Origin of the sequence: Bradyrhizobium sp. ORS 278, from assembly GCF_000026145.1 — a bacterium.
GTDB lineage: Bacteria > Pseudomonadota > Alphaproteobacteria > Rhizobiales > Xanthobacteraceae > Bradyrhizobium.
Genome location: NC_009445.1, coordinates 2701699 through 2713320, shown reverse-complemented (window position 1 = coordinate 2713320; position 11622 = coordinate 2701699). Strand labels below are relative to the sequence as shown.

At 65.8% G+C, this 11622-nt stretch carries 10 protein-coding genes; 8 read left to right on the top strand and 2 right to left on the bottom strand.

Going from position 1 to position 11622, the window contains the following annotated elements:
* Positions 1-38 precede the first annotated feature (38 nt).
* Entirely contained in the window at positions 39-857 is an 819-nt protein-coding gene (locus BRADO_RS11895) for a putative hydro-lyase (RefSeq protein ID WP_041756406.1), read from the bottom strand.
* A 113-nt stretch (positions 858-970) separates the two neighbouring features.
* Here BRADO_RS11895 and BRADO_RS11890 point away from each other — a divergent pair, with 113 nt between their 5' ends.
* The 3 genes from BRADO_RS11890 to BRADO_RS11880 all read left to right on the top strand — a co-directional run bounded on the left by BRADO_RS11890 (position 971) and on the right by BRADO_RS11880 (position 4399).
* Positions 971-1933 (top strand): LysR family transcriptional regulator, encoded by a 963-nt coding sequence (locus BRADO_RS11890; protein WP_011925568.1) that lies wholly within the window; start codon positions 971-973, stop codon positions 1931-1933.
* Positions 1930-3180: a Zn-dependent hydrolase gene (locus tag BRADO_RS11885; RefSeq protein WP_011925567.1), complete on the top strand. Its 1251-nt coding sequence runs from the start codon at positions 1930-1932 to the stop codon at positions 3178-3180. Before BRADO_RS11890 ends, BRADO_RS11885 begins: the two co-directional genes overlap by 4 nt.
* 307 nt (positions 3181-3487) lie before the next feature.
* Positions 3488-4399: an NAD(P)-dependent oxidoreductase gene (locus tag BRADO_RS11880; RefSeq protein ID WP_041756403.1), complete on the top strand. Its 912-nt coding sequence runs from the start codon at positions 3488-3490 to the stop codon at positions 4397-4399.
* Positions 4400-4800: 401 nt separating this feature from the next.
* Here the strand turns inward: BRADO_RS11880 and BRADO_RS11875 are convergent, their stop codons facing one another.
* Entirely contained in the window at positions 4801-5874 is a 1074-nt protein-coding gene (locus BRADO_RS11875; RefSeq protein WP_041757466.1) for a tartrate dehydrogenase, read from the bottom strand.
* A gap of 157 nt (positions 5875-6031) precedes the next feature.
* On the opposite strand from BRADO_RS11875, the gene BRADO_RS11870 reads away from it, so the two are divergent.
* The 5 genes from BRADO_RS11870 (at position 6032) to BRADO_RS11850 (ending at position 11143) form a co-directional block, all read left to right on the top strand.
* Positions 6032-6808: an SDR family oxidoreductase gene (locus BRADO_RS11870; RefSeq protein WP_011925564.1), complete on the top strand. Its 777-nt coding sequence runs from the start codon at positions 6032-6034 to the stop codon at positions 6806-6808.
* A gap of 79 nt (positions 6809-6887) precedes the next feature.
* Complete coding sequence (locus tag BRADO_RS11865; RefSeq protein WP_011925563.1) at positions 6888-8312, top strand: amidase; 1425 nt, start codon at positions 6888-6890, stop codon at positions 8310-8312.
* Between the two features lie 278 nt (positions 8313-8590).
* Positions 8591-9916: an MFS transporter gene (locus tag BRADO_RS11860; protein WP_041756402.1), complete on the top strand. Its 1326-nt coding sequence runs from the start codon at positions 8591-8593 to the stop codon at positions 9914-9916.
* Between the two features lie 26 nt (positions 9917-9942).
* Positions 9943-10605: a sulfite oxidase-like oxidoreductase gene (locus BRADO_RS11855; RefSeq protein WP_011925561.1), complete on the top strand. Its 663-nt coding sequence runs from the start codon at positions 9943-9945 to the stop codon at positions 10603-10605.
* A gap of 172 nt (positions 10606-10777) precedes the next feature.
* Positions 10778-11143 carry a hypothetical protein gene (locus tag BRADO_RS11850; RefSeq protein WP_011925560.1) on the top strand — a complete coding sequence of 122 codons (366 nt, stop codon included), beginning with the start codon at positions 10778-10780 and terminating at the stop codon, positions 11141-11143.
* Positions 11144-11622: the final 479 nt, after the last annotated feature.

The window sequence follows — 11622 nt, the reverse complement described above, 5'->3', positions numbered from 1 at the left end:
GACGTCGAAGACAAAGGCGTGAGCGCCGCGGCTGGCTTCTACAGAACGGCGAGATCCTTGTTCCGGAGATCGGTGATCAGCATCAGGCCTGGCGCATGGGTGATGGCGAACGGCAGCTTCGCCGCCGCGATCACCGCCTGCGGGGTCACGCCGCACGCCCAGAATACAGGAATCTCGTCCGTACCCACCGGCACCGGGTCACCGTAGTCGGGCGTGTTGATATCGGCGATGCCGATCTGCTCGGGCAGGCCGAGATGCACCGGCGCGCCGTGCACGGCGGGAAAGCGCGTCGTGATCTGCACCGCGCGAATCGCCTGCGCTGGCTTGAACGGGCGCATCGAGACCACCATGGGCCCCGCAAACTGGCCCGATGGCGTGCAGGCGATGTTGGTGCGGTACATCGGCACGCGGCAGCCCTGCTCGATGTGGCGGATCGGCAGGCCGTCGGCCATCAGCGCCTCTTCGAACGAGAACGAGCAGCCGAGCACGAAGGTGACGAGATCGTCGCGCCAATGCGCGAGCAGATCGGTCGGCTCCTCGACCATCTCGCCATCGCGCCAGACGCGGTAGCGCGGCACGTCGGTGCGAATGTCCAGATCGGCGCCGAGTGCCGGAATATGAGGATTGCCCGGATCGGACATGCCGATGATCGGGCACGGTTTTGGATTGAGCTGGCAGAAGCGGTGAAAGGCGCCGGCGTACCGCTCCGGGATGATGGCCAGATTGCCTTGGACAAAGCCGTTGGCCACGCCCGCGGTGCTCCATCCCTTGCCGGTGCGATAGTCCAGCCGAGCCTGATGGCTGGGGAGAAGCCCCGCTTCGTCGGCCGATTGCTGCAATGCCGCAGAAACAGTCATTTGTGCCATTTGCCTAAGATCTCGACAAACTCACTCAACATCAGGCATGCTATAAAGTCTAATCTTCGTTTTTAATCAGGATCGATAAAACAAATTGATCCGAGGCGGGGCCAATGTTGGATTTCCGTTCCATCGAGACGTTTCTCTGGGTCGCGAAGCTCGGCAGCTTCCGCGGTGCGGCGCAGCGCCTCAATACTACCCAGCCGGCGATCTCCCAGCGCATCGCCCAGCTCGAGCGCGAGCTCGGCGTCAAGCTGCTGAACCGCGACCATCGCGTGGCCTCGCCGACCGCGGTCGGACGGCAGATGCTGGTCTATGCCGAGAAGCTGATCGGCCTGCGCGCGGAGATGCTGGCCGAGGTCGGCGACCGCTCGGCGATGCGCGGCGTGCTCCGGCTCGGCGTCGCCGAGACCATCGTGCACGATTGGCTGCCGCGGCTGATCAAGAGCGTCAACAAGAGCTATCCAAACCTGTCGCTGGAGATCGAGGTCGACGTCACGCCGAACCTGCACGCGCGCCTGCTGGCGCAGGAGATCGAGCTTGCCTTCGCGCTCGGCGCGCCCTCGGAATCGGGCATCCGCAGCCGCGTGCTGTGCGACTATCCGATCAGCTTCCTCGCCAGCCCCGCGCTCGGCTTCGGCGAGGGCATCGTCACGGCCGAGCAGATGGCGCGTTTCCCGATCATCACCTTCCCGCGCAACACCCAACCCTATGACAATGTCCGATCGCTGTTCAACCGCCCGCATCTGCCGCCGATGCGGCTGCACGCCAGCGCCTCGCTTGCGACGGTGATTCACATGGCCGTCGAAGGCCTCGGCGTCGCCGTCATTCCCGCCGCCATCGTCGCCAACGAGATCGAGAACGGCCGCCTGCAGGAGCTCGAGACCGACCTGCGCATCCCGCCGCTGACTTTCACCGCGAGCTGGCTGTCATCGCCCGAGATGGTCGCGATCGAGCGCGTCGCCGAGCTCGCCGCCCGGACGGCGCAGACGGCCAGCCATCCCGCCACATCGGTTGACGCCGCCGTCGCGGCGCGCGATGGACAGGATGCCGGAGTACAAGGACTAACAGCATGAGCCGCGCCGCCACCAATCTGCAGATCGATTCCGCCCGCCTCTGGGACAGCATCCACGAGACCGCCAAATTCGGCGCCACGCCGAAGGGCGGCGTGCGCCGGCTGACCTTGAGCCAGGAGGACAAGCAGGTCCGCGACTGGTTCCGGAAAGCCTGCGAGGACGCAGGCCTGGAGGTTCACGTCGACACGCTCGGCTCGATGTTCGCCTTGCGCAAGGGCCGGGACATGTCGAAGCCGCCGGTCGGGCTCGGCTCGCATCTCGACACCCAGCCGACCGGCGGCAAGTTCGACGGCATCCTCGGCACGCTCGGCGCGCTCGAAGTGATCCGCACACTCAACGACGCCGGCATCGAGACCGACGCGCCGCTGTGCATCGTCAACTGGACCAATGAGGAAGGTTCGCGCTTCGCGCCGGCGATGATGGCGTCGGCCGCCTATGTCGGCGACTTCACCGTCGAGGACATCTTGTCGCGCAAGGACGCGGAAGGCGTGACGGTCGGCGAGGCGCTGGACGGCATCGGCTATCGCGGCGCAACGGCCGTCGGCACGCAGAAGTTCTCGGGCTTCGTCGAACTGCACATCGAGCAGGGCCCGATCCTGGAGGCCGAGAACAAGACCATCGGCGTGGTCGATCACGGCCAGGGCGTGTTCTGGTACGACGGCAAGGTGACGGGCTTCGAGAGCCATGCCGGCTCGACACCGATGCCGCTGCGCCGCGACGCGCTGCTGGCGCTGTCGGAGTTCGCGCTGACCCTGGAGCAGATCGCGATCAGGCTCGGGCCCAACGCGGTCGCCACCATCGGCGAGGCCGTCATCGCCAATCCCTCGCGCAACGTCATCCCTGGCGAGATCGCCTTCACCATCGACTGCCGCAGCGCCAATGCCGACACCCTGGAGGCGCTCGACGCCAGTCTGCGCGCGGCCGCGAGCGAGATTTCCAAGAAGCGCCGCGTCGAGATCGCGATCGACCAGGTATGGCGCAAGCCGCCGACGCATTTCGATCCCAGGCTGGTCGACGCCGTGGAGCGCGCCGCAGGCTCCCTCGGCTATTCCCACCGCCGCATCACCTCCGGCGCCGGCCACGACGCCTGCAACCTCAACACCATCATGCCCGCGGCGATGGTGTTCGTCCCCTGCAAGGACGGCATCAGCCACAACGAGCTGGAGGACGCGACCCAGTCCGACTGCGCGGCGGGCGCCAATGTGCTGCTGCACACCGTGCTGTCGCTGGCGGGCGTGGCGTCGTGACGGGCTGATGCTTGCGGACGCATCGGGACCTCATCCTTCGAGACGCCGCTGCGCGGCTCCTCAGGATGAGGGGAGAGGCTGCGGCGAGCTTGTTTTTCATCTCCATGGGTAAGCAGCAAGTGATCCGCCCGCAGCTCCGGTTTCGGAGCTGCCCCTCATGGTGAGGAGCGCCGCGCCCGGGGCGGTGCGGCAACACCGGTCGATACATACGGCGCGTCTCGAACCATGAGGCCCGAGACGCTTCGAGCCAGAACAACAGTCAGTCGCCCTGCCCCATCTGCTCATGGGATCTAATCAGGAGGTATCAGTGCGCGGAGTTTTCATCGACGCTAACTTGTCGCTGGCCGAGATCTTCGAGCGGCAGCGCCAATCTGGCGATCCCGAGATGCGCGTGCATCTCGATCCCGACATCAAGCCGGAGGACTGGCCGGTCATTCTCGACGGCGCGGAGATCGGCGTGGTCGACCACACCGCGCTGCCGACAGACGTCGCGAAGCAGTGCAAGGGGCTCAAGCATGTCGTGTTCCTCGGCACCGGCGCGCGCAGCTACATGGATCCCGAAGAGCTGGCCGAGCTCGGCATCACCGTTCACCTGATCAAGGGCTATGGCGACACGGCGGTGGCGGAAGCTGCCGTCGCCCTGATGTGGGCTTCGGCGCGCGGCCTCGCGCAGATGGACCGCGAGATGCGCGCCGGCAACTGGCTGCGCGACGACGGCATGCAGCTCACCGGCAAGACACTCGGCCTGATCGGCTTCGGCGGCATCGCCGCCGAGGTCGCGCGCATCGCGTCGGGCAGCGGCATGAAGGTGATCGCCTGGAACCGGTCGCCGAAGAGCCATCCGGGCGTGGAGTTCGTGTCGCTCGATCAGCTGCTGGCGACCAGCCACGTGGTCTCGCTGCATCTCCTGCTCAACGACGACACCCGCGGCTTCCTCTCGCGCGAGCGCATCGCGCAGATGCGCAACGGCGTGCTCTTCGTCAACACCGCCCGCGCCGCCATCGTCGACGAAGCCGCGATGATCGACGCGCTCCGCTCCGGCCACATCCGCCACGCCGGCCTCGACGTCTTCAATACGGAGCCGCTGCCGGCCGGTCACGTGCTGACGACGATCCCCAACGTGACGCTGTCGGCGCACTCGGCGTTCCGCACCCCCGAGGCGAGCGAGAACCTGATCCACGCCGCCTGGGAGCACTGCCGAAGGGTGGCGAAGACGTAGTTATTTGACGCGTAGGGTGGGCAAAGCGGCCGCCGCAGGCGGCAGCGTGCCCACCATCGATCAGCGCGCACGCGGCAAGATGGTGGGCACGGCGCCACTACAATTTCGCTTGGGGATGCAGCGCGGCCGCGCCTTTGCCCACCCTACGTCCTTTCCGTCATTGCGAGCGAAGCGACGCAATCCAGGGCTGAGCAAGGACTCTGGATTGCTTCGTCGCTGCGCTCCTCGCAATGACGATGTGGGCTGAGCTGCGGCCCAAAACCACCATTGTCGTCCCGGCGAACGCCGGGACCCATACCGCGTGATTGATCAGTAGCGAACGGTGGCAGAGACCGGTAGCCACAACGACGGCCGGTGGTTATGGGCCCCGGCGTTCGCCGGGGCGACGATAAACAGCTGAGCTAATCCACCATCTCCGCGACCGCCTTGCCACACGCCACCGTATCCGCATTGCCGCCGAGATCCCGCGTCCGCAACGTCCGCTCCGCGAGCGTGCGCTCGATCGCGCCGACGATGGACTGCGCCGCGGTCTTCTCCCCCAGATGCTCCAGCATCATCGCGCCCGACCAGATCATGCCGATCGGATTGGCGATTCCCTGCCCGGCGATATCAGGCGCCGAGCCGTGCACCGGCTCGAACACCGACGGGAAATTGCGTTCCGGATTGATGTTGCCGGACGGCGCGATGCCGATGGTGCCGGTGCAGGCCGGGCCGAGATCCGACAGGATGTCGCCGAACAAATTGGAGCCGACGACGACGTCGAACCAGTCCGGATGCAGCACGAAATTCGCGGTGAGGATGTCGATGTGGTATTTGTCCCACTTCACGCCCGGATAGTTCTTCGCCATCGCTTCGACCCGCTCGTCCCAATACGGCATCGTGATCGAAATGCCGTTGGACTTGGTCGCCGACGTCAGATGCTTCTTCGGCCGGGACTGCGCGAGCTCGAACGCGAACTTCAGGATGCGGTCGACGCCGGTGCGGGTCATCACCGTCTGCTGCGTGACGAACTCGCGGTCGGTGTCAGGGAACATGCGGCCGCCGACGGACGAGTACTCGCCTTCCGTGTTCTCGCGCACCACCCAGAAATCGATGTCGCCCGGCTTGCGGTTGGCCAGCGGGCACGGCACGCCCGGCATCAGCCGCACCGGACGCAGGTTCACATACTGATCGAACTCGCGGCGGAACTTGATCAGCGAGCCCCACAGCGAGACGTGGTCGGCGATCTTGGCCGGCCAGCCGACGGCGCCGAAGTAGATCGCGTCATGGCCGCCGATCTGGCTCTTCCAGTCGTCAGGCATCATCTGGCCGTGCTTCTCGTAATAGTCGTAGCTCGAGAAGTCGAAATGATCGAACTGCACCGCGACGCCATGCTTCTTGGCGGCCGCCTCGATCACGCGCAATCCCTCGGGCATGACCTCCTTGCCGATGCCGTCGCCGGGAATGACTGCGATGCGATAGGGCTTCTTGCTCATCGAGCGGATCCTCACATGGTCGCCGGTTAGCCCGGCCGAAATCGTCGATCGCCTGAATGGACCAAACCGGAGGCAAGCGCAACGCTGCGGTGCAAGATTGACCGCATGGCTGGCGCGCAAGACAATCCGGTTTCCCTCCCCTCAACGAGAGCCCTCCATGGATCTTCATCTGCGCGGCAAGCGCGTTCTCATCACCGGCGCCTCCAAGGGCATCGGCGCCGCAGCGGCCGAGGTGTTCGCCGAGGAAGGCTGTCATGTCAGCCTTGCGGCGCGCAGCGGCGACCGGCTCGCGGCGCTGGTCGAGCAACTGCGCTCGACGCACCAGATCGACGCAAGGGCGCACGTCGTCGACCTGCGCAAATCCGAAGATGTGGCGCGGCTCGCGCAGGAGGCCGCCGACATCGACATCCTCGTCAACAATGCCGGCGACATTCCCGGCGGCCCGATCGACAAGATCGACGAGGCGACCTGGCGGCACGCCTGGGACCTCAAGGTATTCGGCTTCATCAACCTCGCCCGGCTGGTCTACGCCCGGATGAAGGCGCGCGGCGCCGGCGTGATCATCAACGACATCGGCGCGGCCGGAGAGAAGTTCGATTTCAACTACATCTGCGGCAGCGCCGGCAACGCGGCGCTGATGGCCTTCACCCGCGCGCTCGGCTCCCAGAGCCTCGCCGACAACATCCGCGTCGTCGGCATCAATCCCGGCCCGGTCGGCACCGACCGCCACGTCACCCTGCTGAAGACCCGTGCCAAACAGCAGTTCGGCGACGAAAGCCGCTACACGGAATTCCAGAAAGGCCTGCCGCTCGGCCGCCCCGCGCACGCCAGAGAGATCGCCGACCTGATGGCGTTCCTGGCATCCGACCGCGCTGGCTACACCTCGGGCGTGATCTATACCGTCGATGGCGGCATCAGCGCGGGGTGGGGTTGAGCGCAGCGATCTTTCCACACCGGACGAAACGTGGTCTACAGCACGGCGCCGGAACGCTTCCAATCAGGAGAACCACGCCTTGGCCGACCAGGAATTGATCCGCGAGACCGCCTGCGCCGTCGTCGACAGGCTGAAGGCCGGCGACATCACGCCGCTCGATTGCCTCGACGCGCTGGAAGCGCGCATCAAGGTCGTCGACGACAAGGTCAACGCGCTGCCAACGCTGTGCTTCGACCGCGCCCGCGATCACGCCAAGGCGCTGATGAGCAAGCCGGCCCATGAGCGCGGCCTGCTCGCCGGCCTGCCCATCCCGATCAAGGATCTCACCGACGTCCAGGGCGTGCTGACCACCCAGGGCTCGCCGATCTTCAAGGACCGCATTCCGGAACGCTCCGATCTCCTGGTCGAGCATCTCGAAGCCAATGGCGGCGTGATCTACGCCAAGTCGAACACGCCGGAGTTCGGCGCCGGCGCCAACACCTTCAACGAGGTGTTTGGCGCGACGCGCAATCCCTGGGACACGTCCCGCTCGGCCGCCGGTTCCTCCGGCGGCGCCGCGGTGGCACTCGCGACCGGCATGGCCTGGCTGGCGCATGGCTCGGACATGGGCGGCTCGCTGCGAAATCCTGCGAGCTTCTGCGGCATCATCGGCCTGCGCCCGAGCTTCGGCCGCGTCGCGCATACGCCGGCCACATCCGTCGACCGCAACCTCGGCGTCCAGGGCCCGATGGCCCGGAATGTCGAGGACCTCGCGCTGCTCTTGGATGCGATGAGCGGCGAGCATGCCGCCGATCCGATCTCGCTGCCCTCGCCCGCGACCTCGTTCCTGTCCGCCGCCCGCTCCGGCAAGAAGCCAGTGCGCATCGCCTACTCGCCCGATCTCGGCATCACGCCGGTCGACCCCGAAGTGATCGCCGTGACCCGCAAGGCCGCGCAGCGCTTCTCTGAGTTGGGCGTGATCGTCGAGGAAGCGCATCCTGATTTCAGCGAGGCGCATGAATGCTTCCACGTGCTGCGCGCGCTCGACTTCGCGATGAGCAAGCAGGAGCTGCTGCGCACCAAGCGCGACCTGCTGAAGCCCGAAGTGATCTGGAACATCGAGGAAGGCCTGAAGCTTTCGGTCGCGCAGATCGCGCGCGCCGAGGCACAGCGCGTGGCGATCACCGCGCGCGCGGTGAAGTTCTTCGAGACCTATGATCTGCTGCTGGCGCCGGCGACGATCGTGCCGCCCTTCCCGGTCGAGAACCGCTATGTCGCCGAATGCGCCGGGCACACATTCGACAATTACGTGCAATGGCTCGGCATCGTCTACGCGATCACGCTCGCCTGCTGCCCGGCGCTGTCGCTGCCCTGCGGCTTCACGGCCTCCGGCCTGCCTGTCGGCCTGCAGATGATCGCGCGCCCGCGCAACGACGCCGGCCTGCTCGCGGGTGCCAAGGTGCTGGAAGACATCCTCGGCGTCGGCAGCTCCACCCCGATCGACCCACGCGCGCCGAAGGGCTGAGCGGACCAAAATCGTAGCCCGGATGAGCGGGAGCCATCGCCCGAAGGGCGAAGGCGGACGCGACATCCGGGTTCTCACGCGCTATCGCCGGTGAACCCGGATGTCGCTTTCGCCGACGCCGAAGCGCGTCGGCTGACGCTTATCCGGGCTACGGATCCGCTCCAGAGCCGGCGAGTTCCTCCCGAAGGAACATACGACCCCCGCCCTTATTCCATATTGGCAATCCCGGCGGCTCCCGTAGAAGGGCCGCAAAATCACGCGTGCCCCGGAGACCGGACATGACAGACCAGGCGATCGAGCCTGCCGTAGAGCCCGCCACGTCGATCGCGGACGTCGAGCGCCGCATCAAGGCGATCCTGATCGGCTCCGCCGGCAACCTCGTCGAATGGTACGATTTCTATGCCTACACCGCGTTCGCGCTGTATTTCGCGCCGGCGTTCTTCCCCTCGAAGGATCCGGTCGTCGAGCAGCTCAACGCCGCGGTGGTGTTCGCCGCCACCTTCCTGATGCGCCCGCTCGGCGGCTGGCTGTTCGGCTATCTCGCCGACCAGTATGGCCGGCGGCTGTCGCTCACGATCTCCGTACTCTGCATGTGCTTCGGCTCGCTGATCATCGCGGTGACGCCGACCTATGCCACGATCGGCATCGCGGCGCCGATCATCCTGGCGCTCGCCCGCGTGATCGAGGGGCTGAGCCTCGGCGGCGAATATGGCGCCAGCGCCACCTATCTGTCGGAAGTCGCCGACGCCAAGCACCGCGGCTTCTATTCCAGCTTCCAATACGTCACTTTGATCGGCGGCCAGCTCACCGCGATCATCGTGCTCCTGCTGCTGCAGAAGGTGTTTCTGACCACGGACGAGCTGAAGGCCTGGGGCTGGCGCATCCCGTTCTTCATCGGCGCCTGTCTTGCGATCTTCGTCGCGGTGATGCGGCGCAATCTGCACGAGACCGAGGCCTTCGTGGAGGCCAAGAAGAAGGCGGGCTCGTCCAGCTCGATGGCCGCGCTGTTCCGATATCCGCGCGAGCTGCTGCTCGTCGTCGGCCTCACCGCCGGCGGCACCGCGGCATTCTATACATTCACGACCTACATGCAGACCTTCGTGAAACTCTCGGTCGGCCTGACCGAGGACCAGACCACGATGGTGATCTTCGGCTCGCTGCTGTTCGCCTGCGTGCTGCAGCCGCTGTACGGCGCGATCTCCGACCGCATCGGCCGCAAGCCGCTCTTGATCTTCTTCGGCATCGCCGGCACGCTGTCGACGATCCCGATCCTGACCGCGCTCAAGGCCACCAAGGAGCCGTTCACGGCCTTCCTGCTGATCTGCGGCGCCTGGATCTTCACCGCCGGCTACACCTCGATCAATGCCGTGGTCAAAGCCGAGCTGTTCCCGACCAACATCCGCGCGCTGGGCGTCGGCCTGCCCTACGCGATCACCGTGTCGCTGTTCGGCGGCACCGCGCCGGCGATCGCGCTCTATTTCAAGAGCATCGGGCACGAAACCTGGTTCTATTATTACCTGTCCGGCGTGATCTTCCTCTCGCTGCTCATCTATGCGACCATGCGCGACACCAAGCATGCGTCCGCCATGCACAGGCATGAGTGAGCCGCTCAAATCGACGGGGTGCCGAGATGGCAGACGAGTCCGGGCTGCCGCCCGAGAGCAAGCTGACCCGCAGCAAGGAACGCTGGGCGCGCGAGGGCAAATTCCTCACCGGCCGCATCGTTCGGCCGGAGGACGAGCGGCTGCCGCCGGGCCAACACCTGACCCGCGACTGGCCGGTGCTCGACCTCGGCCTGACGCCGTCGGTCACATCAGAGCGCTGGCGGCTCGACGTCTATGGCGCGGTCGAAAATCCGCTGTTCTGGGACATGTCGGCCTTTCTCGCCCAGGAGCAGCGCCAGTTCGTCTCCGACATCCATTGCGTCACGACCTGGTCGCGCTACGACAATCAATGGGAGGGGCTCGCGACACGCGACCTGCTCGCCGCCTGCCGCCCGCGCGAAACAGCCAATTTCGTCGTGCTGCATTCCTATGACGGCTACACCACCAATCTCGCGCTGGAGGATTTCGCCGCCGAGGATGCGCTGCTCGCGCACAGCTGGTCCGGCGCACCGCTCTCCCTCGAGCATGGCGGCCCGGTGCGCGTCGTGGTGCCGCATCTGTATTTCTGGAAGAGCGCGAAATGGCTCAAGGCCATCGAGTTTCTCGATGCCGACAAGCCCGGCTATTGGGAAGTCCGCGGCTATCACAACCGCGGCGATCCCTGGGCCGAACAGCGCTATTCGGAGTGACGGGTTAACCGACTTGTAGGGTGGGCAAAGACGCGCAGCGTCGTGCCCACCGTCTTTCCCCGAAAAGAAAAGAACGGTGGGCACGCTTCGCTTTGCCCACCCTACGGACTGCATGCTATCGCTCCGCCCCAAGCGCGGTCACCGCGATATCCGAACGTGCCAGAGACGCAGCATGGAGTTCACCTCAGAAACCGGCAAGATCCCCAAGGGCTATGGGTATCTGCTGAAGCCTTCCGTCATCCTCGCCGCATTGACCGCGCAGGATCTCGGCGGCATCCGCATCCATCTCGTGCGCAGCCACGGCCGCCGTCTGTTCGATGCGCGATACCGGCCGCCCGACGGCGACATTCCCTATGAGCGTCTCAACATCAAGGTCGGCACCGCGCACGAGCGCGACCTGCCGCCGCTTCGCCGGCGTGCCAAGGAGGAAAGCCTTCCCACGCTGGTCCAGTGGATTTCCGATCTCGTCGCCCAGGACCTGCCGACGGCGATCCGGAACGGCGAACAGGTGATCGAGCTGATCCCTGAGCGGGAGTGATCGCGGCTGCGTCATGTCCCGCGATTGCAGACCTCTCCGGCGTGGTTGTCGCATGGATGGTCGTCGTTGTGCGCCCGCCTCTCTCCACGTCGTCACGGCGGGGCCTGTCCCGGCCATCCACGTCGGTCGGCATGCTCGCTCGTGAGAGGCGCGACGATTTGCACAACTCGGGCCGTACCGGCCGCGAGACGGCACCATCATATCTGCAGTTGATGCAGATGCAGCACGGGGTGTCGTTGCTGATGTCATCGCGTGATTGCTGAGCCCCTGGATCGCTTCGCTTGCGCTCGCGATGACGGAGTTCCTGGAGCGTTCGCTGCCCGCCACAGCGTCATTGCGAGCGCACGCGAAGCAATCCAGGGGCCGCACGACAGGTGCCGATCACTTCAACGCACCGACACATGCAGACCCGATCTGATATATGACAATATGAGATCATGCGGCGTCAACGCCGCGCGCGGACGCAACGATGGGGGATC

Bases quoted from the DNA above. Each gene is read 5' to 3' on its own strand.
- BRADO_RS11885 (WP_011925567.1), top strand. From the start codon at position 1,930: ATGAGCCGCGCCGCCACCAATCTGCAGATCGATTCCGCCCGCCTCTGG.
- BRADO_RS11875 (WP_041757466.1), bottom strand. From the start codon at position 5,874: ATGAGCAAGAAGCCCTATCGCATCGCAGTCATTCCCGGCGACGGCATC.
- BRADO_RS11855 (WP_011925561.1), top strand. From the start codon at position 9,943: ATGGCAGACGAGTCCGGGCTGCCGCCCGAGAGCAAGCTGACCCGCAGC.
- BRADO_RS11890 (WP_011925568.1), top strand. From the start codon at position 971: ATGTTGGATTTCCGTTCCATCGAGACGTTTCTCTGGGTCGCGAAGCTC.
- BRADO_RS11895 (WP_041756406.1), bottom strand. From the start codon at position 857: ATGACTGTTTCTGCGGCATTGCAGCAATCGGCCGACGAAGCGGGGCTT.
- BRADO_RS11850 (WP_011925560.1), top strand. From the start codon at position 10,778: ATGGAGTTCACCTCAGAAACCGGCAAGATCCCCAAGGGCTATGGGTAT.
- BRADO_RS11870 (WP_011925564.1), top strand. From the start codon at position 6,032: ATGGATCTTCATCTGCGCGGCAAGCGCGTTCTCATCACCGGCGCCTCC.
- BRADO_RS11860 (WP_041756402.1), top strand. From the start codon at position 8,591: ATGACAGACCAGGCGATCGAGCCTGCCGTAGAGCCCGCCACGTCGATC.